The organism is Tardiphaga sp. P4_G1 (assembly GCF_056401215.1).
In genome coordinates this window covers 152052-173449 of sequence record NZ_JBFUJU010000003.1, presented here as the reverse complement: position 1 = coordinate 173449, position 21398 = coordinate 152052, and the positions used below count along the sequence as shown (strand labels likewise).

Annotated in this window: 23 protein-coding genes; 12 read left to right on the top strand and 11 right to left on the bottom strand. The window is 62.3% G+C overall.

Going from position 1 to position 21398, the window contains the following annotated elements; all coding sequences use genetic code 11:
* Positions 1-484 precede the first annotated feature (484 nt).
* From AC1DUY_RS08450 to AC1DUY_RS08440, 3 genes are read left to right on the top strand one after another with little or no spacing between them, the layout of a single operon-like run.
* Positions 485-1180 carry a Tim44/TimA family putative adaptor protein gene (locus AC1DUY_RS08450; RefSeq protein WP_068730234.1) on the top strand — a complete coding sequence of 232 codons (696 nt, stop codon included), beginning with the start codon at positions 485-487 and terminating at the stop codon, positions 1178-1180.
* A complete protein-coding gene (gene mltA, locus AC1DUY_RS08445; protein WP_478113594.1) occupies positions 1077-2915 on the top strand; it encodes a murein transglycosylase A in 1839 nt (612 codons plus the stop codon). The genes AC1DUY_RS08450 and mltA overlap by 104 nt, the downstream gene beginning before the upstream one ends.
* Positions 2912-3508, top strand: coding sequence for a Smr/MutS family protein (locus tag AC1DUY_RS08440; protein ID WP_478113592.1), 597 nt, complete (start codon positions 2912-2914; stop codon positions 3506-3508). The genes mltA and AC1DUY_RS08440 overlap by 4 nt, the downstream gene beginning before the upstream one ends.
* Before the next feature lie 49 nt (positions 3509-3557).
* On the opposite strand, the gene hslU is transcribed toward AC1DUY_RS08440, so the two are convergent.
* Genes hslU through hslV form a run of 3 tightly spaced genes read right to left on the bottom strand, consistent with a single transcriptional unit; the run spans position 3558 to position 6081 of the window.
* A complete protein-coding gene (gene hslU / locus AC1DUY_RS08435; protein WP_478113590.1) occupies positions 3558-4859 on the bottom strand; it encodes an ATP-dependent protease ATPase subunit HslU in 1302 nt (433 codons plus the stop codon).
* A 41-nt stretch (positions 4860-4900) separates the two neighbouring features.
* Positions 4901-5512, bottom strand: a complete 612-nt coding sequence (locus tag AC1DUY_RS08430; RefSeq protein WP_478113588.1) for a DUF2585 domain-containing protein — start codon at positions 5510-5512, stop codon at positions 4901-4903.
* Positions 5509-6081 carry an ATP-dependent protease subunit HslV gene (hslV, locus tag AC1DUY_RS08425; protein ID WP_068730238.1) on the bottom strand — a complete coding sequence of 191 codons (573 nt, stop codon included), beginning with the start codon at positions 6079-6081 and terminating at the stop codon, positions 5509-5511. The genes AC1DUY_RS08430 and hslV overlap by 4 nt, the downstream gene beginning before the upstream one ends.
* Positions 6082-6282: 201 nt before the next feature.
* On the opposite strand from hslV, the gene hisB reads away from it, so the two are divergent.
* The 7 genes from hisB to coaA are packed head-to-tail and all read left to right on the top strand — an operon-like array spanning position 6283 to position 10936.
* Entirely contained in the window at positions 6283-6876 is a 594-nt protein-coding gene (hisB, locus tag AC1DUY_RS08420; protein WP_309941513.1) for an imidazoleglycerol-phosphate dehydratase HisB, read from the top strand.
* Positions 6877-6907: 31 nt separating this feature from the next.
* Complete coding sequence (locus tag AC1DUY_RS08415; RefSeq protein ID WP_478113585.1) at positions 6908-7438, top strand: DUF2628 domain-containing protein; 531 nt, start codon at positions 6908-6910, stop codon at positions 7436-7438.
* Positions 7435-8085 (top strand): imidazole glycerol phosphate synthase subunit HisH, encoded by a 651-nt coding sequence (hisH, locus tag AC1DUY_RS08410; protein WP_231078636.1) that lies wholly within the window; start codon positions 7435-7437, stop codon positions 8083-8085. Before AC1DUY_RS08415 ends, hisH begins: the two co-directional genes overlap by 4 nt.
* Positions 8082-8813: a 1-(5-phosphoribosyl)-5-[(5-phosphoribosylamino)methylideneamino]imidazole-4-carboxamide isomerase gene (gene hisA, locus AC1DUY_RS08405; RefSeq protein ID WP_120288087.1), complete on the top strand. Its 732-nt coding sequence runs from the start codon at positions 8082-8084 to the stop codon at positions 8811-8813. Before hisH ends, hisA begins: the two co-directional genes overlap by 4 nt.
* Positions 8814-8823: 10 nt before the next feature.
* Positions 8824-9585 (top strand): imidazole glycerol phosphate synthase subunit HisF, encoded by a 762-nt coding sequence (gene hisF / locus AC1DUY_RS08400; RefSeq protein WP_320446115.1) that lies wholly within the window; start codon positions 8824-8826, stop codon positions 9583-9585.
* A gap of 48 nt (positions 9586-9633) precedes the next feature.
* A complete protein-coding gene (locus tag AC1DUY_RS08395; RefSeq protein ID WP_089263096.1) occupies positions 9634-9954 on the top strand; it encodes a phosphoribosyl-ATP diphosphatase in 321 nt (106 codons plus the stop codon).
* A gap of 28 nt (positions 9955-9982) precedes the next feature.
* Positions 9983-10936 carry a type I pantothenate kinase gene (gene coaA, locus AC1DUY_RS08390; RefSeq protein ID WP_089263094.1) on the top strand — a complete coding sequence of 318 codons (954 nt, stop codon included), beginning with the start codon at positions 9983-9985 and terminating at the stop codon, positions 10934-10936.
* A 4-nt stretch (positions 10937-10940) separates the two neighbouring features.
* On the opposite strand, the gene olsB is transcribed toward coaA, so the two are convergent.
* From olsB to AC1DUY_RS08370, 4 genes are all read right to left on the bottom strand, one after another.
* Entirely contained in the window at positions 10941-11891 is a 951-nt protein-coding gene (gene olsB, locus AC1DUY_RS08385) for a l-ornithine N(alpha)-acyltransferase (protein WP_478114024.1), read from the bottom strand.
* A gap of 138 nt (positions 11892-12029) precedes the next feature.
* Positions 12030-14276 (bottom strand): PAS domain-containing hybrid sensor histidine kinase/response regulator, encoded by a 2247-nt coding sequence (locus AC1DUY_RS08380; protein WP_478113581.1) that lies wholly within the window; start codon positions 14274-14276, stop codon positions 12030-12032.
* Between the two features lie 175 nt (positions 14277-14451).
* Positions 14452-14922 carry a hypothetical protein gene (locus tag AC1DUY_RS08375; RefSeq protein WP_478113579.1) on the bottom strand — a complete coding sequence of 157 codons (471 nt, stop codon included), beginning with the start codon at positions 14920-14922 and terminating at the stop codon, positions 14452-14454.
* Positions 14923-15028: 106 nt separating this feature from the next.
* The gene (locus tag AC1DUY_RS08370) at positions 15029-16567 is read right to left on the bottom strand and encodes a YifB family Mg chelatase-like AAA ATPase (RefSeq protein WP_478113577.1); all 1539 of its coding nucleotides are present in this window, start codon (positions 16565-16567) and stop codon (positions 15029-15031) included.
* Between the two features lie 182 nt (positions 16568-16749).
* On the opposite strand from AC1DUY_RS08370, the gene AC1DUY_RS08365 reads away from it, so the two are divergent.
* Positions 16750-17784, top strand: coding sequence for a diguanylate cyclase domain-containing protein (locus tag AC1DUY_RS08365; RefSeq protein ID WP_478113575.1), 1035 nt, complete (start codon positions 16750-16752; stop codon positions 17782-17784).
* Between the two features lie 72 nt (positions 17785-17856).
* Here AC1DUY_RS08365 and AC1DUY_RS08360 read toward each other — a convergent pair whose 3' ends face one another.
* A complete protein-coding gene (locus tag AC1DUY_RS08360) occupies positions 17857-18837 on the bottom strand; it encodes an MBL fold metallo-hydrolase (RefSeq protein WP_089263086.1) in 981 nt (326 codons plus the stop codon).
* On the opposite strand from AC1DUY_RS08360, the gene AC1DUY_RS08355 reads away from it, so the two are divergent.
* Complete coding sequence (locus AC1DUY_RS08355; RefSeq protein ID WP_141137046.1) at positions 18836-19018, top strand: hypothetical protein; 183 nt, start codon at positions 18836-18838, stop codon at positions 19016-19018. The two genes, AC1DUY_RS08360 and AC1DUY_RS08355, sit on opposite strands and share 2 nt — an antisense overlap.
* Before the next feature lie 12 nt (positions 19019-19030).
* Here AC1DUY_RS08355 and gshB read toward each other — a convergent pair whose 3' ends face one another.
* Genes gshB through rsmI form a run of 3 tightly spaced genes read right to left on the bottom strand, consistent with a single transcriptional unit; the run spans position 19031 to position 21365 of the window.
* Positions 19031-19972: a glutathione synthase gene (gshB, locus tag AC1DUY_RS08350; RefSeq protein WP_120287688.1), complete on the bottom strand. Its 942-nt coding sequence runs from the start codon at positions 19970-19972 to the stop codon at positions 19031-19033.
* A gap of 36 nt (positions 19973-20008) precedes the next feature.
* A complete protein-coding gene (locus AC1DUY_RS08345) occupies positions 20009-20422 on the bottom strand; it encodes a YraN family protein (protein WP_231078629.1) in 414 nt (137 codons plus the stop codon).
* Positions 20409-21365, bottom strand: a complete 957-nt coding sequence (gene rsmI / locus AC1DUY_RS08340; RefSeq protein ID WP_478113571.1) for a 16S rRNA (cytidine(1402)-2'-O)-methyltransferase — start codon at positions 21363-21365, stop codon at positions 20409-20411. Before rsmI ends, AC1DUY_RS08345 begins: the two co-directional genes overlap by 14 nt.
* Positions 21366-21398: the final 33 nt, after the last annotated feature.

The window sequence follows — 21398 nt, the reverse complement described above, 5'->3', positions numbered from 1 at the left end:
TGCCGGGCGGGTGGAACCGGTTCGTCGCGGGCGTCCGCACGAACGGTCGAATGAGGTGATCGCGGCGAGTGGCTATCATAGGCCTGCGGCACTCGACAAGGATGCCACGCCACAACCTGGACGCTAGAAAATCGCTGGTTTGACCCACCGCTTGGGCATCCAGGTGCAAAACCGGTCATATTCGCCCCGAATTCACGTTAAATGACTGAAAGTGCGGGTTTTCCTCGTTCGATCCGATTTCCTCTGACAGACAAACGCGCTAGAATTTATCGAAACGGTTGCGGTCGAGGCTGCCGGTGCGAAGGCCGCTTTGCCGCAGCCGGACACGATGGCGCGCCATTGGCTGGGCTTAGTTTCATGTCTACATGGAGCAGGTTCGCCCATGACGCGATCTCCCGACCCTGTGGGAGCCGATTTCAGCACCGCGATGGGCGGCATAGTCTTCCGCCGGGCATGCCCGGCACCGATCAGAAAGCAATAAGACGTGGACATTTACACCATCATCTTCCTGGCACTGGCGGTCTTCATTTTCATCCGCCTGCGCAACGTGCTCGGACAGCGCACCGGCGAGGAGCGTCCGCCCTTCGACCGCGCCGCGCGTGATGCTCTGCCGCCCGAAGGCAATGTCGTGCCGATGCCCGGCGGTCCGATCGATCAGGCTGCGCCGGCACCGGCCGCCGACGTCTCTCCCGCCGAGCGCTGGAAGGGCATCACCGAACCGGGCACGCCGCTCGCCGCCGGTCTCGATGCCATCGTCGACCAGGATTCGTCGTTCGATCCGCGCCATTTCATCACCGGCGCCAAGGGCGCCTATGAGATGATCGTGTTGGCCTTTGCCAATGGCGATCGTCGGTCGCTGAAGGATCTGCTGTCATCGGAAGTGTTCGACTCGTTCGACGCCGTCATCAAGGACCGCGAGAAGAACGAGCAGAAGACCGAGACCCGTTTCGTCTCCATCGACAAGGCCGAACTCGTCGGCGCCGAAGTGCGCGATCGCGCGGCACAGCTCACCGTACGTTTCGTGTCGCAGATGATTTCGGTGACGCGCGACAAGACCGGCGCTGTGGTCGACGGCAATGCCGACAAGGTCAGCGACATCACCGACGTCTGGACCTTTGCCCGCGACATCACTTCGCGCGATCCGAATTGGAAGCTGGTTGGCACCGGCAGCGTGCAATAACGCTGCCAGGCTCGGCCGGCTTGCCGCGCTGTGCGTGATTGCTGCTGCGTTGGTCCCTGTCTCTGCAGACGCACGGGTCCGGCGTCACGCCAAGCACGTCAAGAATGATCCTGCACAATTTGTGTATGTGCCGCGGCACAATCCGCCGCGGGAATGGCCGTTCGAATTCACAGGCAGCCAATATGCGCCGGTGAATTGGACCGATATTGGCGGCTGGAGCGAGGACGATCACCTCCTCGCCTTCCAGGCGTTTCGCACCAGCTGCAAGCCGATTGTTGCTCAACGCAACCCACCAACTGATTCGAAGGCGCTTGGCACCACGCTCCGCGATCCCTGCCGGGCTGCGAGAACTGCCGAGATTTCCGATGGTGCCAAGGCGCGCGCCTTCTTCGAAGACCATTTTCTGCCGCTGCGTATCTCACGGCTCGGTGAGCCTGAAGGTTTCGTCACCGGCTACTATGAGCCGGTGATCGACGGTTCGCGCACGAAGACTGACGTTTACACCGTGCCGGTCTATCGCCGCCCGTCGAATCTGTTTGTGCGCGGCTATCGCCAGTCATCCGCAAGCATGCCAAATGGCGGCGATGTGTTCCGCAAGATTGGCCGTCGCAAACTCGTGCCTTATTATGATCGTGGTGAGATCGAAGACGGCGCCATCGCCGGGCGCGGGCTTGAAATCGTCTGGCTGAAGAGCCAGACCGATTTGCTGTTCACGCAGATCCAGGGCTCGGCGCGCGTCCGCCTCGAAGACGGCGGCACGGTGCGGATCAATTACGATGCGCATAATGGCTATCGCTACACGCCGGTCGGTCGCGTGCTGATCGATCGCGGCATCATCCCGCGCGAGCAGATGTCGATGCAGCGTATCCGGCAATATATGGAAGAGAATCCAGATGCCGCGAGCGAACTGCGTCGGCAGAATCGCTCCTATGTCTTCTTTCGCGAAGTGCAGCTCTCCGACAAGGACGAAGCCGTCGGTGCGCAAGGCGTGCCGCTGACGCCGGGCCGCTCCATCGCCGTCGACAAGTCGCTGCATGTTTATGGCACGCCGTTCTTCATCGAGGGCGATCTACCTGTCGACTCGGATACGGCAAAGACGCCGTTCCGTCGCCTGATGGTGGCGCAGGACACCGGCTCGGCCATTGTCGGCCCTGCCCGCGCCGATCTGTATTTCGGCGCCGGCGCAGAAGCTGGCCGAGTCGCCGGCCGGATGCGCCATCCTGCGCGCTTTGTTATGCTGGTGCCGAAGAGTCTCGATCCCTCTGTGCGCGGCCATCACATGCCGCTGCCCGATGCGCGGCCGTCGGAGACAATCGCAAAGCTGTTTCCGCAGACCGAGCCGAAGCCGGTCGAAGCATCGAAGGTCGAAAATTTCGCGATCGATAACAAGGCTGCAGCAAGGCCCGATACGTCCAGGTCTGATACATCGGTCGCGTCAAAGCCCGCGGCGCCAGCCGTGATAATGACGACGCCATTGCCAGTTGCAAAACCAGCTGTGGCTGCAGTCGCGCCTGCCCCGACATCGTCTCCATCCGTGGCTACGACGGTGCCATTGCCGGAGGCTCGGCCTGCGGTCGCGCCTCAAGTCGCAGCCGAGGCGAAGTCGCAGAAAAAACCCGAAGTAAAACCTGAAGTGAAGCGGGAAGTGAAACCGAAACGTGCCAAAGCCCGGCACCGCGTGTATCGTCGCGCAGCGAAGCAGCCGCAGTCCCTCTTCCGTTTCCCCTGGCAATGAAGCGTTCACGTCCACCGCAACTTATCGATCCCGTGGCGCCGCGCCGTCGCCGCGTGCTGAGCGAAGAGGAGCGCGCGCTGTGGGAACTGGTCGCCAAACAGGTCAAGCCGCTGCGCAAAAAGCGTGTGGTGAAGCCGGAGCCCGCGGAAGACGCGCCAACGCTTGTGAAAGTCGCGGCGCCCAAGAAGATGACTTCGGCACCCCCGGCAGCCCTTAAAACCGCAAAGCCTGCCCCACCGCCCGTGCCGCCTCTGGCGCCGCTCGGCCGTCGCGAACGTTCGCAGCTCTCGCGCGGTCGCAAGGACATCGACGCGCGGATTGATCTGCACGGAATGACACAGACGCGCGCGCATCACGCGCTGTCGGCCTTCCTGCATCGCGCCAGCCATGACGGTATGACTTTCGTGCTGGTTATCACCGGCAAGGGCCGCACGACCGGCCCGGAATCCGAACGCGGCGTCCTGCGCCGCCAGGTGCCGCTCTGGCTGGGCCTGCCGGAGTTTCGGTCGCTGGTGGTGGGATTCGAGGAAGCGCATATCGGGCACGGCGGCGCCGGTGCGCTGTATGTGCGGATCAGGCGGGCGCGTTCTTAACCTCTCCCCGCAAGAGCGGGGCGAGGGAGCGAGAGGTCAGTGCTTCGTCTCACAAAATAAACCGGCTCAGATCCGAATTCTTCGCGAGATCCCCCACATGCTTCTGCACATAGGCGGCATCTATTCGGATGGTCTCGCCGTTGCGATCGGGCGCCGCAAAGGAAATCTCGTCGAGCACGCGCTCCATCACCGTCTGCAAACGTCGTGCGCCGATATTCTCGACGGTTGAATTCACGGCAACGGCAACATCGGCCAGTGCATCGATGGCATCGTCGGCGAATTCCAGCGTCACGCCTTCGGTCTGCAGCAGCGCCACATATTGCTTGATCAGCGAAGCCTCCGGCTCGGTGAGAATGCGGCGCATGTCGTCGCGGGTCAGCGCATTGAGCTCGACGCGGATCGGCAGGCGGCCCTGCAATTCCGGCAAGAGATCGCTCGGCTTGGCAATATGGAATGCACCGGATGCGATGAACAGGATGTGGTCGGTCTTCACCGCGCCGTGCTTGGTGGAGACGGTGGTGCCTTCGATCAGCGGCAGCAGGTCGCGCTGGACGCCTTCGCGCGAGACTTCGCCGCCGCTGCGGCCGTCGCGCACGCAGATCTTGTCGATCTCGTCGAGAAACACGATGCCGTTGTTCTCGACCACTGAAATCGCTTCCTGCACGAGTGCGTCGCTGTCGAGCAGCTTGTCGGCTTCCTCATTCACCAGCGGCTCATGTGCGTCTTCCACGCGCAGACGGCGCGTCTTGGTGCCCTTGCCCATCTTGCCGAAGATATCGCCAATCGAGATTGCGCCCATCTGCGCGCCGGGCATGCCCGGGATTTCGAACATCGAGGGGCCGCCGGAGGACTGAACCTCGATCTCGATCTCCTTATCGTTGAGCTCGCCGGTGCGGAGCTTCTTGCGGAAGGATTCTTTTGTCGCCGCACTCGCCGTGGCGCCGACCAGCGCGTCGACTACGCGATCCTCGGCGGCGAGCTGCGCGCGTGCCTGCACGTCCTTGCGCTTGCGCTCGCGGGTTAGCGAGATCGCGACCTCGACGAGGTCCCTGATGATCTGCTCGACATCGCGGCCGACGTAACCGACTTCGGTGAACTTGGTGGCCTCGACTTTGATGAAAGGCGCGCCGGCGAGCTTCGCCAGCCGGCGTGCGATCTCGGTCTTGCCGACGCCGGTGGGGCCGATCATCAGAATATTCTTCGGCAGCACTTCCTCGCGGAGCGATCCGGTCAGTTGCAGGCGCCGCCAACGATTGCGCAGCGCGATCGATACCGCGCGCTTGGCGTCGTGCTGGCCGATGATGAACCGGTCGAGTTCGCTTACGATTTCGCGGGGAGAAAAGTCGGTCATGTCACTCTACGTAAGTTGAGAAGGGCGTGGGGACAAGCGGATCAGATAATGGGTGGCCCGGCCTGCCAGGTTCGGATCGCTTCGAATGGATGAATCAGCATGATCACGTTCAAAGTGAGATTGTCGCGAATATGCAGGCCGACCAGAATCTCGAACAGAAGCGCGATCGCGACGGTAGCGGCGACCGGCAGCTTCCGCGCCAGGATGAAGCCCGTGATCATCGACAGTGTATCAGCCAGCGAATTGACGATGCTGTCGCCGAAATAATCCAGCGACATCGTACCCGCGCGATAGCGTTCGATGATCCAGCTCGAATTTTCCAGCAGCTCCCAGCCGCCTTCAATGAGCATGGCGACGATCAGGCGCGCGATCCAGGACAGTCGTGGAAGCAGCAGCCAGGTGGCGGCGTAAAACAGGAAGCCATGGATGATGTGGGAGAAGGTGTACCAGTCGGTGAGGTGCTGTGAATTCTCCGAACTCAGCACCACGCCATGCCAGAGCTTCACATAGCCGCACGCGCAGATCGGCAACCGGCCCATCGCATAGAGAAGTGTCGCCTGCAGGGTGAGCAGACCGAGCGCGATGACGACGCCCTGCTTGACCGAGAGGTCGCTGACGGACGACGCGCGGGTATTGTGACCCGCGGCGGTCATGCCTCCAGCATTTCCAGCGTCACGTTCCGGTTGGTGTAGACGCAGATATCGGCGGCGATATCGAGCGACTTGCGCACGATGGTCTCGGCATCCTGATCGGTATCGACCAGCGCCCGCGCCGCAGCCAGTGCGTAATTGCCGCCGGAGCCGATGGCCATCACGCCGGCTTCCGGCTCGAGCACGTCGCCGGTGCCGGTCAGCACCAGCGAGACGTCCTTGTCGGCGACGATCATCATGGCTTCCAGCCGGCGCAGATACCGGTCGGTGCGCCAGTCCTTGGCGAGTTCGACGGCCGCCCGGGTCAATTGGCCGGGATACTGCTCCAGTTTGGCTTCGAGACGCTCGAACAGCGTGAAGGCGTCCGCCGTGGCGCCGGCAAAGCCGCCGATCACGTCGCCCTTGCCCAGTTTACGGACCTTTTTGGCGTTGGATTTGATGACCGTCTGGCCGATCGAGACCTGGCCGTCGCCGCCGATCACGACTTTACCGCCCTTGCGGACGGTCAGGATGGTGGTGCCGTGCCAGACCGGAGACGATCCGTCATGGGAGGCCGAATAGGATGCGTTCATGGAAACCCTCTTGAGCGCCTGATCTAGGCACGGATACCGGCCGTTGCAAATCCGGCGAGGAAGCATAGGCCAGCGGCCGATGCGCGCGGATTCCGGTCACCATAGGCGCAAAGATCGGTCCGGAATCGGCTCTCCCGCGGTAGCGAAGGTGTCATCTCCCTGTTAAAAGGGCGCGTTTTCAGCAGGCGGAGAGGCGTTTTCATGCGCACGGCGACGATCAGGCGCAAGACCAAGGAAACCGATATCGAGGTCTCCGTGAACCTCGACGGTACCGGCGTATCCAAATCGACCACCGGAATCGGCTTCTTCGACCATATGCTCGATCTGCTCGCCCGCCATTCCCGCATCGACGTCACCGTGAAAGCGGTCGGCGACCTTCATGTCGATTTCCATCATACGGTGGAGGATGTCGGCATCGCGCTCGGCCAGGCGGTCAAGCAGGCACTCGGCGATATGGCCGGGATCACCCGCTATGCCTCGGTTTATATGCCGATGGACGAGACCCTGACCCGGGTGGCGCTGGATGTTTCCGGCCGGCCGGTGCTGGTGTTCAAGTCCACCTTCCCGACCCACAAGATCGGCGAATTCGACACCGAACTGGTGCGCGAGTGGTTCAATGCCTTTGCCGGCAATGCGGGCGTGACTTTGCACGTCGAAACCCTATATGGCGAGAATAGCCATCACATTGCCGAATCCTGCTTCAAGGGTCTGGCGCGGGCACTGCGGACGGGTGTTGCGATCGATCCGCGCAATGCCGGCGAAGTGCCATCCACCAAGGGTCAGCTCGGCGGCTGATCGGCCTCTACGGTTTCGGGCGGAGTTTGCCATGCCGGTCTACACAGTTCATGCGCCTCGCGGTGCCGGCCCTGAGCCGTTTGCGGCAACGGACAAGTTCGAGTTCGTGCGCGATGGATTCCATTTCTGGGCGTTCGTCGCCGGCCTGATCTGGCTGATCTATCATCGGCTGTGGTGGGCACTGCTCGGCTATGTCGTGCTGTCGATCGCCGGCGAAGTCGCGCTGTCGATGTTGAAGGTCGATCTCGGCGCCCGTTTCGTTGTGATGCTGCTGTTCGCGCTGCTGATGGGCTTCGAGGCCGCCAGCCTGCGCCGCTGGACGCTGTCGCGCGGCAAGTGGCGTCAGCTCGATGTGGTCGTCGCCGATAACAAGGATGCCGCCGAGCGTCGCTTCTTCGATCGCTGGACCGCGCAGCACAACGCAGTCAACGATCAGTGGGCGAGCGATCGCGGCGGTCCGCCGCCGACCCGTCACGTTCCCAGCCAGTCTTTCTCACGTCCGCCGTCTCCGGCGCAACACGACATCATCGGGTTATTCCCGCAACCGGGAGTGACACGGTGAGCGTTGCCATTATCGATTACGGCTCCGGCAACCTGCACTCCGCGGCGAAAGCGTTCGAGCGCGCCGCGCGCAGCATGGATGTGCCGGAGAAAATCATCGTCACGCGCGATCCCGAAGCGGTGTTCCGCGCCGATCGCATCGTGCTGCCCGGCGTCGGCGCCTTTGCGGATTGCCGCAAGGGACTGGATTCGCTGGACGGCATGGTCGAGGCGATGACCGAAGCGGTGCGCGACAAGGCTCGACCTTTTTTCGGCATCTGCGTCGGCATGCAGCTGATGGCGACCAAGGGCAAGGAGCACGTCACGACCGACGGGCTCAACTGGATCGCCGGCGATGTCGAGAAGATCCAGCCGCGCGAAGAGAATCTGAAGATCCCCCATATGGGCTGGAACACGCTCGACATGGTGCGTGAGCACGCGGTGTTGGAGCGCCTGCCGCTTGGGCCGAAGGGTCGCCACGCCTATTTCGTGCACTCCTATCACCTGAATGCGGTCAACGAGGCCGATGTACTGGCGCGCGCCGATTACGGCGGTCCTATCACTGCCATCGTCGGCAAGGACACCGCGATCGGTACGCAATTTCATCCCGAAAAGAGCCAGCGTTTCGGGCTGGCTCTGATTTCGAACTTTCTGAAGTGGAAGCCGTGATTCTCTTTCCCGCCATCGATCTGAAAAACGGCCAGTGCGTTCGCCTTGAGCAGGGCGACATGGCGCGCGCCACTGTGTTCAACCTTGATCCCGCCGCACAGGCGCGCGACTTCGAGACTCAAGGCTTCGAATATCTTCATGTCGTCGATCTCGATGGCGCCTTTGCAGGCAAGCCGGTGAATGCGCAGGCCGTGGAATCGATGCTGAAGGTCATCAAGATGCCGGTGCAGCTCGGCGGCGGCATTCGCGATCTCAAGACGGTGGAAGCCTGGCTCTCCAAGGGCATTACCCGCGTCATCATCGGAACGGCCGCGGTGCGCGATCCAGCTCTGGTGAAGGAAGCCGCGAAGAAATTTCCGGGCAAGGTCGCCGTCGGTCTGGATGCCCGCGATGGCAAGGTTGCCGTTGAGGGCTGGGCCGAGACCTCGACGGTTACAGCACTCGAAATCGCGCAGCGTTTTGAAGATGCCGGCGTTGCCGCCATCATCTTCACCGATATCGCGCGCGACGGTTTGCTCAAGGGTATCAATTGGGATGCGACGATTGCGCTGGCCGATTCGATTTCAATTCCGGTTATCGCCTCGGGCGGTCTCGCCTCCATCGATGATATCAAGGCCATGCTTGAGCCACGTGCTGCGAAGCTCGAAGGTGCGATCTCCGGCCGTGCGCTGTATGACGGGCGGATTGATCCGGCCGAGGCGCTGAAGCTCATCAAGCAGGCGGCATAAGGACCGAGCCATGTTCAAAGTCCGCGTCATCCCCTGCCTCGACGTCAAGGATGGACGCGTGGTGAAGGGCGTCAACTTCGTCGACCTGCGCGATGCCGGCGATCCCGTCGAGGCTGCGATCGCTTATGATGCGGCTGGCGCCGATGAACTCACTTTCCTCGACATTAACGCCACCCACGAAAACCGCGGTACCATGATGGACGTGGTCCGTCGCACGGCAGAAGCCTGTTTCATGCCGCTGACGGTCGGCGGCGGCGTGCGTACGGTGGACGATATCAAGACGCTGCTGCGCGCCGGTGCCGACAAGGTCTCGATCAATTCGGCCGCGGTGGCCAATCGCCAGTTCGTCAAGGAAGCCGCCGAGAAGTTCGGCGACCAGTGCATCGTGGTGGCGATCGACGCCAAGCGATCCGGCTCGCGCTGGGAGATCTTTACCCATGGCGGCCGCAAGTCGACCGGCATCGATGCCATCGAATTCGCCCAGGAAGTCGTGTCATTGGGCGCGGGTGAAATCCTGCTCACCTCGATGGATCGCGACGGCACCCGCTCCGGTTTCGATATCGAACTGACTCGGGCCATCGCCGACAGTGTCGGCGTACCGGTCATTGCCTCGGGCGGCGTCGGCAATCTCGATCATCTGGTCGAAGGTATCAGGAACGGCCACGCTACCGCGGTGCTGGCGGCCTCGATTTTTCATTTCGGGGAATTTACCATTCGCGAGGCCAAGGAGCATATGGTCCGGGCCGGACTGCCGATGCGGCTCGACCCCTAGGTCAATCTCTGGCAGGAGTCCGTGCTGCCCAGCCAACAAGGCGCCGAAATGGCTTTTACGCTTCATGACCTTGCCGATACCATCGACGCCCGCGCGGCGGCGGGTGGCGACGCGTCCTATACCCGCAAGCTGCTCGACAAGGGCGCGGAGCATTGCGCCAAGAAATTCGGCGAGGAAGCGGTCGAAACCGTGATCGCGGCGGTCGAGAACGATCGCACCAATCTGATCAATGAAAGTGCCGACCTGCTGTTTCATCTGCTGGTGCTGCTGAAAGCGCGCGGCGTAACGATTCAGGAGGTCGAGGCGGCGCTCGGTCAGCGCACGTCGCAATCCGGACTGCAAGAGAAAGCGTCGCGCAAGAGCGAGTAACAGCGTCGATCACAACGGGGACCGCTTCATGGATATGCGGGCAGACCAACAATACAATCCCTATCGGAATTTCTCGCGGGAGCAGTGGGCCAAGCTGCGCGACGATACGCCGATGACGCTGGAGGCCGGCGAGATCGCCGCCCTGCGTTCGATGTATGATCGCCTCGATCTGCGCGAGGTCGAAGAGATTTACCTGCCGCTGTCCCGCCTGCTTTCGATCTATGTCACGGCGACACAACGTCTGTATTACGCGCAGCGCAAGTTCCTCGGCATCGAGGATCGCAAGATGCCCTATATCATCGGCGTCGCCGGGTCGGTGGCGGTCGGCAAGTCGACCACCGCCCGCGTGCTGCAGGCACTGCTCGCAAGATGGTCGCCGCGGCCCAAGGTCGATCTCGTCACCACCGACGGCTTTCTCTATCCGAATGCGGTGCTCGAGCGCGAAGGCATCATGCAGAAGAAGGGCTTTCCCGAAAGCTACGATCTGCCGACGCTGCTACAGTTTCTCAGTGACATCAAAGCCGGCCGCAATGCTGTCCGCGCGCCTGTGTATTCGCATCTCACTTACGACGTGGTCCCAAACAAGTGGGTCGAGGTCGATCAGCCCGACATCCTGATCGTCGAAGGCGTCAATGTGCTACAGACCGGCCGCCTCCCGCGCGACGGCAAGGCGGTGCCTGTGGTCTCCGACTTCTTTGACTTCTCCGTCTATATCGACGCCGATGAGCCGGTACTGCGCGACTGGTATGTGAGACGGTTTCTGGCGCTGCGCGACACCGCATTCCACGATCCGCGATCCTACTTCAATCGCTACGCATTGCTGTCGGATGAAGAAGCGACGGCGACGGCGCTGGCGATCTGGGAGCGCACCAACCTCGCCAATCTCGAAGACAACATCCTGCCGACGCGACCGCGTGCGACGCTTATCCTCAAAAAGGGTGCGGATCACGTAGTGGAAAACGTCGCGCTGCGTCGCCTCTAAGCGATTACGCCGCGTGGCGTGAGGTGTCCGTGCTGAAATGCTCGATATAGCGTGCGCCGATTGACGTCACCGGCATCACGATCAGAACGTCGGTGGTGCCGAACTGATGATCGATCACGGCGCCGTCGCCGATCATGGCGCCGATCCGTAGATAGCCTTTGATCAGCGGCGGTAGCGCACGAAGCGCCGCCTTGGTGTCGATGGCATCCGCGGCCATCCGGTTCATCTCGACATAGCGCGACGGATGCGCGCGGGCGCGCCAGGCTTCGGGCGCGCGGGCGTTGTGATGCAGGAACGACAGCGGCAGCGCGAGGCGATCCGGATCGGTGCCTTCAAAACTGGCGCAACCGATCATGACGTCGAACTTGTTCTGCCGCACATAGCTCCAGATGCCCTGCCACAGCAATTCGACGGTACGCTTGTTGCGGTAGCGCGGCAGCACGCAGGAGCGGCCGAGTTCAAGAAAGCGCAGACCGGCATGGCGCTCGATCATCCCCGACAGATCGAATTCGCTGTCGGTATAGAAACCCCCGTTCTGCATGGCCGCCTCATGGCGTAGCAGGCGATAGGTGCCGACCACCGGCTGCTTGCCGGACAGTGTGGGCTTGGCATCGTGATCGACGACGAGAAGGTGATCGCAGATCTTGTCGAATGCATCCTTGTCGCGGCGTGCCAGCATAGTGGCGGCGTCGGCGATCGCGGTGCCGTTCTTGTAGAATACCTTGTAGCGCAGACGCTGCGCGCGCTTCACGTCGCGCTTGTCCTGCGCGAGGCGAACTTCGAGCGGACCCATCCGGCCTAACGAATTCGTGGCGACCGGAATGCCGTTGGCGGGATGGAGATGCAGCGGCGGCTTGAACCAGGTGATCGCCGTCTGCGCGGCGGCGCTCATGTTCTGGGGCCGCAACATCTGCATGAAACCCTGCTTCGGTCGCACCAGTTCGTTGCTGTGCATGGCCATCCCCAACTCAATCGCCTTGTGCCGCAGGCATCACGCGAATCATCGATGCGGCTTATCCGCACCAGACATCACGGGCGCTCAACAGCCGTGTGACGGGCGTGTTGCGGGGGTGTGACAGCGAAGGTGGAGCTGCTACGCGGCGACGTGCCGCATCTTGGCGAGTCCCTTGAGGGCATCCGCGAGCTTGTCGCGGTCCAGCGGCTTCATCAGGAAGCCGTCCATGCCGGCCTCGAAACAGGCATAGCGATCTTCGACCAGTGCATTCGCTGTGAGGGCCAGGATCGGGGTACGCCTGACGCGTTGACCGGCCTCGCGCGCGCGAATGCGTTTGGTGGTCTCGATGCCGTCGAGCTTCGGCATCTGGATATCCATCAGGACGAGGTCATAGGGCGTGCCTGCGGAGTCGGAGGCGAGCCAGGATTCCAGTGCCTCTTCGCCATTGGTGGTCACGACCGGCTTGTGGCCAAGCCGCGTCAGCAACGAGCGCATCAGTAGCGCGTTGATCTCGTTGTCTTCGGCGACCAGGATCGAGAGGCTGGGTGCCATCGCCTCCGTTAGTTCCGGTGTGGCCGGATCGCGATCCAACAGATCATCGGCGGCGATTGTCGGTGAGTCCGTCTGTAATGTCAGGCGCGCGGCAAGCGAGGCCGCACGCAGTGGCTTCACCAGATAGCCGGTAAACGCACTCGGCGTCGCGGGCTGCAATTCATGGCGCATCGCAGGCGTGAACAGCACGATCCGTCGCAGCGCATGCGGAATTGCGGTGTCCGCGAGGTGCTCGGCAGCGTCAGCACCAAGGGCGCGATCGATCATGACGGCATGCCACGACCGTTCGGGTAGCAGGGCTTGCGCGACGGCAATATCGGACACGGTGCAAGTCTGTGCCCCCCAGCGCCCGAGCCGCAGGGCCGTCAGTGAGGCTTCGATGGTCTGCGGCGCCACCAGCATCACCGAAAGGCCGGTAAGATCGGGTGCCATGAAAGTCGCGGTGCCGCTGTCGGATGCGGCGAGCGGGATCGATACTTCGAATGTCGAGCCGGCACCGAGCGTGCTCTGTAGCGTGATGCGGCCGTTCATGCGCTTGACGATACGCTCGCTGATGCTGAGGCCAAGACCCGTTCCGCCATAGTGGCGCGCGGTACCCTCGTCTGCCTGTTCGAATTCGCGGAAGATGCGCTGCTGCGCATCCGGCGCGATGCCGATGCCGGTGTCACGCACCAGGAAAGAGACTTCGTTCGGCCAGATGCCGGGTTCGACGATCAGCGCTACGCCGCCGGTCGCCGTGAACTTGATGGCATTGCCGGCGAGATTGAGCAGCACCTGGCGCAGGCGCGCCGCATCGCCCATCACTGTCAGCGGCAGTCGCTCGTCGACATAGGCCGCGATTTCGAGATTGCGGGCCTGCGCACGCGGCGCCAGCAATTCGGTGATGTCCTCGATCAATCCGGCTAGTGCAAAGGGGCGATGTTCCAGATCGATCTTGCCGGCCTCGATCTTGGAGTAATCCAGCAGCTCCTCGATCAGCGACAGCAGCGCATCGCCGGAGGTCTTCACGGCCTTGGCGTAAGTGGTCTGTTCGGGTGTCAGCGGCGTATCGAGCAGCAAGCCGCTCATGCCGAGAATGCCGTTCAGCGGCGTGCGGATTTCATGGGACGCCATCGCGAGGAACCGCGACTTGGCTCGGTTGGCGGCATTGGCATGGTCGCGTGCCTCACCGAGGGCGCGTTCGGTCTGGGTACGGTCAGTGACATCGCGGCCGACGCATTGCAATTCGGCGGGCTGGCCCGCATCGATCCGCACCAGACCTTCGCGCCAGGCGATCCAGCGCGGACCGGTCGCCGTGGCGATCTTCTGATCGTGCATGCTGGTGCCGTTGGGCTCGTTGGCGATATCGCCCTGCTCCAGCAGCGTGAGTTCGAAGTGGCTGCCGATCAATGCTTCGCGCGATTGTTCCGCCAGCGCACAATAGGCATCGTTGACGAAGGTGATGCAGCCTTCGCTGTCACGGATCACAATGAGGTCGCCCTGTGCCTCGAACAGGCTGCGCGCGCGCTCTTCGGCTTCTTTCAATTCCCAATTCCGGTCGACCAGGGCTTCGTTATGCGCAGTCAGCTTGCGCATCCGCTTGCCCATGAAGCGCATGCGGATGCTCATGGTGGCCAAGGCGACGCAGGCCAGCGCGAACAGGAAGCTGGCGCCGATCGCAAAAGCGTGCGGGTCGTAACCTGAGTCTTTCGAGGTCGAACCTGAGATGAAACCATAGGCGCCACCGAAGGCAGCCGAGAACATCACGAAGGAGCGGATGACAAAAGCAAGCCACGGAAAACAGCGCGCGAAGCGGCGGAAGTAGACCTTGATCCGGAAGACACCTTTCGCCACAGATCAGCACTCCGGCTTGGTCACATCATGGCTCGCGATTGCACGCGAATACAGGCCGCGATCAGGCGATCGCAGATGTCGGAAACAATGCGGGTATGTTGTTGCCAAGTGCTTGCACGGTGGCAGTTTTGAATTTGCCGGCACAGACATGGTTGATGAAGCGTTAATCCTCTTCTTAGAGGTTGGCCGCTGCCATTTGCGCCGGGCTCCGGCTGTGGGCACTGACGATCAGCGCAGCGGCATCACGCGCCGTGAAGCTGCGTGACTTCACAAAGATGCGGTAGTCGGCGTCACCCTGCTCCGACAGGTAGATGATGGGCTCTGACGTTGCCGATGTCTCGGCAATACCGATGAAACGCGTCGCAGCGGTGACGGGACAGGCATCGGGTTCCGCTGCATCGACATCATCGAGCACGACAAAATCGGCGGTCTCGGCGCTGTCGACGATCTGCACGCGGACGGTCGCCTGCAGGGGATCGTTGGTGAAGCTGACATGCGATCGCGCCTGCCAGGGCATGGCGGCGATCTGGACGGTGGTCTCACCGGTGGAGATGCAGGGATGCGTTCCGCTCACGAGATCGCCGCGGGCGAGAAAGGCTGCCAGCGCCAAGGGAATCGTCGAGGCTAAAATCTTGAAACGCAGCATGACACGGTACTCGCCCTGGCCCCGCAATGCGGGGTTATGGTGAGCAGAGCGTAAACAAAACTCGTTACTATCGCGTTGACGTCCACATCAGTGGCGTTGCCGAAATTCACGCCGCGCGGCGAACGTCCTCCGCCAGCGCGCGGTAAGACAACGCTTCGGCCAGATGCAGCCGCCCGATTTTTTCGGCGCCGTCGAGATCCGCCAGCGTCCGCGCCACGCGCAGCACGCGGTGATAGCCGCGCGCGGTCAGTCGCATCGTTTCGGCGGCATCGCGCAACAATGTCAGTCCCTGGGCATCCGGCTGCGCTACCGTTTCCAGCACTGAGGCCGGCGCGGAGGCATTGGTATGTGTGCCCGGCAATCCCGCCGCCGCATAGCGCATGGTCTGCAGATTGCGCGCGGCGGCGACACGCGCCGCGACTTCGGCGGAACCTTCCGACGGTGGCGGCAGAATGAGATCCGCCGCGGTCACCGCCGGGACTTCGATGCGCAGATCGATGCGGTCCATCAAGGGGCCCGAGATGCGCGCCTGATAATCCGAGGTGCAACGATCGATGCGGCCGCGCTTGCAGGAGAAGCCCGGCTCGAACGCGTGACCGCAACGGCATGGATTCATCGCAGCGACAAGCATGAATCGCGCGGGATAGGTGACGCGGTGATTGGCGCGCGATACCGCCACCTCGCCATTCTCGAGCGGTGCGCGCAGCGAATCCAGCACGCGCGGATCGAACTCCGGCAGTTCATCGAGAAACAGCACGCCTTGATGCGCCAGCGAAATCTCGCCCGGCCGTGCGCGCAACCCGCCGCCTGTGAGTGCGGCCATGCTGGCGGAATGATGCGGTGCGCGGAACGGCCGGCGTGAGGTGAGTGCGCCGTCCTTGATCTCGCCGGCCACCGACGCAATCATCGAGACTTCGAGGAGCTCCGCCGGCGATAGTGGCGGCAGGATCGACGGGAGCCGTGCCGCCAGCATGGATTTGCCTGATCCTGGACTCCCTGCCATCAGCAGGTGATGGCCGCCCGCGGCAGCGATCTCCAGCGCGCGCTTGGCGCTTTCCTGTCCCTTGATGTCGCGCAGATCCAGCAGCGTTTCCTCACGCGCATGTATCTTCGGCTGCGGCCGCGACAGAACCTGCGTGCCCTTGAAGTGATTGGCGATCTGGATCAGCGACGTCGCGGCGATGATCTGGATATCGGGACTGGCCCAGGCGGCTTCCGCGCCGCAGGCTTCTGGGCAGATCAATCCCTCGTCCCGCGCATTGGCGCCGATCGCTGCAGGCAGTACGCCAGCCACTGGCGCGAGCGAGCCATCGAGACCGAGTTCGCCGAGCACGGTGAAGCCCGTCAATGCATCCGGCGGAATCGCGCCGATCGCGGCCATCAATCCCAGCGCGATCGGCAGATCGTAATGGCTGCCTTCCTTGGGTAAGTCAGCGGGCGCGAGATTGACGATGATCCGCCGTGCCGGCAGCGCCAGACCCGAGGCGACCAGCGCGGCACGGACCCGTTCGCGCGCTTCGGATACTGCCTTGTCGGGCAGGCCGACGATCAAAAAATTCGGCAGACCGGGCACGACCTGAACCTGCACGTCGACCGCGCGGGCCTCGATCCCCTCAAAGGCTACGGTGGAAACACGTTGAACCATGCCGCCCTCATTCGAGATGAGAGCGTAACCTAAGGTTGCTTCTTCTTCAAGAACAATCAGTGAACGAAGTGTAGCGGTAAAGTATGCTGGTTTTGGCTGAAGTCGGCCATTGGCGTAGAAAATCTTAAACACGTCATGCAAAGCATCCTATGAGCTTCGAGACGAAGACTGGGTGCCCGCAGATGTCAGATCGCTTGTCGATGCCGCCAGACGCTCCGGATGACGCCGACCTGATCGCTGCGCTGAAGGCGCAGGTCGAAGCTCAGCAGGCCATCATCGATCAACAGGCTGCTTCGCTGGCGCATAGCCGGAAGATATTCGATCGCTCCTCGGCGGCAGCGCGAATCGGCGTCTGGGAATGCGACCTCTCCGATGAATCGCTGGTCTGGACCGATGTTGTCTATGACATCTTCGATCTACCGCGTGGCTCGACGCCGATTCGCGAGGAGGCGCTCGCCTGTTATCCCGAAGAATCCGTCAGGGAACTGACGAAGCGGCGCAGCAAGGCCATCGAGGATCGCACGGGCTTCAGTCTCGATGCGGAGATCATCACCTTCAAGGGCAACCGGCGCTGGATCAGGATCACGGCCACTGTCGAGTCGGTCGATGGCGTTGCCGTCCGCATCTTCGGCATGAAGCAAGACATCACCGAAGAGAAAATTCTGGCGGATCGCAACCGCTATCTCGCGGAATTCGATACGCTGACCGGCCTCGCCAATCGCAGCCAGTTTCAAACCAAGCTGTCGCTGTTCGATGCGGCGTCGGCCATCAAGGTGAAGCCGTTCGGCGCGCTGCTGTTGATCGATCTCGATGAATTCAAGCCGGTCAATGACTGTTTCGGCCACGCAGCGGGCGATGCCTGCCTGACCGTCGTTGCAAATCGAATTCGCAACATCTGTGCCGGTGCGGAACTGGTCGCACGACTCGGCGGTGACGAATTCGCGGTTCTGCTGGGGCCTCACGCGCAATTCGAGGAAGCCTCGGAGACCGCGCGCGCCATTGTCACGCAGCTAGGCCTGCCCATCGATCATCGTGGGCAACAGTTGCGCGTCGGTGCATCGGTCGGCATCGCGCTGGCCGATAACTGCACGTCGTCGCAATTGGCAGCCATGGCGGATTCGGCGCTCTATGCGGCGAAGGATGCCGGACGCGGCACGTTCCGAATCTACGCACGCGGCGCGGAGAGACGCCGAAGTGACGCCTCATCCGCGGCGTGAGGATGAATTGCTGCGGAATTCCTGCGGCGGTCATTGTCTCAAGATCGCCGCAGGAAAGTCGCAGGATTTCCGCTAGAGATTCATCACCATCGGCTCGGCGATATAGCGGAAGCCGTCGCCTGATTTCACCACATGGCCATAGCCCGGCCAGGCAAAGTGATAGGACATCACGGCGGTCTTGTTGGCTGCCAGCATGTCCAGCATCTTCACCCGCGTCGCTGCCGCCATCTTCGGATCGGAGTCATAGGCGAACTCCATGCGCGGCTTCTCCAGCAACAGCACCTGATGATGGGTGAGGTCGCCGAGGAACGCGAAGGACTTTCCGTCCGATTGGATCATGAACATGTGGTGGCCGAACGTATGGCCCGGCGCATGCATGGCGGTAACGCCGGGCAGGAACTCCTGGCCGTCCTTGAAGAACACCAGGCGATCCTTCACCGGCAGCAGGTTCTTGCGCGCATGGACGATGAAGTCCTTGAGCGGCGAACCGAGCTTGCCTTCGTCGGTCCAGAACTTGAAGTCTTCCTCGCTGAGATAGATCTGCGCGTTGGGAAATAGCGGCTTGTCATTGGCATCGACGATGCCGCCGATATGATCGATATGGGCGTGCGAGCACACCACGGCATCGATATCGCCGGGCTTGATACCGGCTTCGGCCATACTTTTCTGCAGGCGACCCGTGGTGTTGCCGAACAGTTGCGACGTGCCCATGCCGGTGTCGAACAGGATCAGTCTGTCGCCCATGTTGACGATCGGCGCGTTCTGTTCGAGCACGACATTGCTGCTGCTGAGGAAATTATCCGTCAGCATCTTCTGCACGTCTTCCTTGGGTACGCCGACGAATGTGCCGGAGGGATCGCCGAGCGGCAAAGGTCCGTCGGAGACAACGGTGACTTCCGCGCTGCCTAACATGAAACGGTGGAAGTAGGGCGCCTGTGTGCCGAGCTTTGGTGCCTTGGCCGATGCGCTGCCGATGAGGCCGGGAGCGAGAAGATTTGCGCCCAAACCAGCGCCGAGCGAGAGCAGGGACCTTCGCGAAACTTCTGAAGTCATGCGTTTCTCCACTGATATGCTTTTGCTTGCCGCCACATGTAGCGGGCCGCTCGATTGGTCGAGCGTGCATCGGCATGCTGCGCTTGCCGTCCATGACTGGCAAGCAAAAGCAGCAGGCGGAGAATTGCGACAAATGGAATTCAAACTGCTGCGTCAAGTATTGACGCAGCGCAGCGAGTGACGCGAGCGGAGTTTACTTCCGCTTCGCTTCGATCACGTCCCAGACCCGCGCCGCGACATCCGGTCCGCCAAGCTTGGCGATGGCGCGAATGCCCGTGGGCGACGTCACGTTGATCTCGGTGAGATTGCCATCGATCACGTCGATGCCGACGAACAGCAGACCGAGATCACGCAGTGCCGGTCCGACACGTTCGCAGATTTCGCGCTCACGCGGCGAGAGTTCGGTGGCCTTGGCGGCGCCGCCACGCACCATGTTGGAGCGCAAATCGTCTTCAGCCGGCACGCGGTTCACGGCACCCGCGAATTCGCCGTCGATCAGGATGATGCGCTTGTCACCATGCTTCACTTCGGGGAGGAAGCGCTGGATGACCCACTGCTCCTTGAAGGTCACGGAGAACAGATCGTAGAGCGAACCGAAATTCATGTCCTGCGGCAGCACGCGAAACACCGCTGCGCCGCCATGGCCATGCAGCGGCTTCATCACCACAGCGCCATGCTCGGCGCGGAATGCATTAATCTCGTCCTTGTCGCGCGAGATTAGCGTCGGCGGCATCAGGTCCGAGAAGCCCATCACGAAAATCTTCTCCGGCGCGTTGCGCACCGAGGCCGGATCATTGACCACCAGCGTTTTCGGATGAATGCGCTCGAGCAGATGCGTCGAGGTGATGTAAGCGAGATCGAATGGCGGGTCCTGCCGCAGCAACACCACGTCGAAGGATTCCATGTTGGTGCGGGTGGGATCGCCGAGGGTGAAATAATCGCCCTCGATATCGCGCACCGACAGCGATTGCACTGGCGCCACCACGTCATTGCCGCGCAGCGAGAGCTTGTCCGGCGTGTAATAGGACAGTTTGTGGCCACGCTTCTGGGCTTCTAGCAACATCGCGAAGGTCGAATCGCCCTTGTGATTGATGCGCGCAATGGGGTCCATCTGGACGGCGACGTTCAAGGTCATGCTGGGGTCCGGAATTGTGGTCGGGAAGGCGAAAACTCAGGTACTGGCGTCGAATGCCGCTAACAGATGGCGTGGCAAATGTCTTGGCGCAATCAGCACGACGTCGAAACGCAGGTCGAATTCCGCATGTTCGGGATGCGTCATCAGCCAGGCCTGGGCGGCATCCATGATCCGGGCCTGCTGGCGGGGCGTCACGGCATAGGCGGCCTCGTCCAGGCTGGCGCGGGCCTTCACCTCGACAAAGGCGATCAGGCTGCGTTTCTTGGCGACAATGTCGATCTCGCCATGGGGGGTACGAAAGCGGCGGGCGAGGATGCGGTAGCCCTTGGCCAGCAGCAAGGCAGCGGCACGGCTTTCGGCGGAGAGGCCGGTATTGAACGCGGCAACGCGTTCCGGCGCTGACGGTCTGGCCGCGGGCTTCGGCGCGGAGACTTTGTCAGTCTTCGTCATCGCCGGAGTCCCTGTGAATCTCCTTCGCCAGTTCCAGCGCGCGAGCATAGACGGCGCGGCGCGGCCGGCCGGACAGTTCGACCGCATGTGCCACGGCATCCTTGACGCTGTCGCGCTGCAACGAGCTGCGCAGCAGGGCATCGAGATCGTCCTCGGTCATGGCCTGCGCATCCGCAGCCGGTGGCCCGATGACGAGCACGAATTCACCGCGGGTCTCCAGCCCATCGGCCCCCTTGGCCAGATCGGCAATCGCTCCGCGATTGACCTCTTCATGCATCTTGGTGAGTTCACGGCAGATCGCCGCATCGCGGTTGCCCATGATGTCTGCGAGATCGGCCAGCGTGTCCTGCACGCGGTTGCCGGAGTCGAACATCACCAGCGTGGCATCGATGGCAGCCAGCTCGGTCAGGCGGGATCGCCGTGCCATCTGCCGCGATGGCAGGAAGCCCTCGAAGAAGAAACGATCGGTCGGCAGCGCCGACACGGCCAGCGCGGCCAGCACCGAGGATGGCCCCGGCAGCGAGATCACGTTGAAGCCTGCGACGGTGACCTCGCGCACCAGCTTGAAGCCGGGGTCGGAAATCAATGGTGTGCCGGCATCCGACACCAGCGCGATGGACGCGCCCTGCGACAGCTTTTCAAGAATTTTTGGCCGTGCCTGTTCGGCATTGTGCTCGTGATACTGCTTGAGCGTACCGGAGATCCCGTAGCGCTCGGTGAGCCGGCGCGTGATGCGGGTGTCTTCACAGGCGATGATATCGACGCCCGCCAGGGTCTCCAGCGCGCGCAGCGTGATGTCGCCGAGATTGCCGATCGGCGTGGCCACAAGATGCAGCCCCGGAACAGCTTTCGGTGCCATGAGCAGATGGCCGGAGACCGTGAAGGTCCGGGCCGATGGCGCCGCGGCGTCCGCAGGCGATGAGGAGAGGGGTGTTGCGCGCATGGCGACAATGTAGAGCGAATTGCGCCAAAGGGG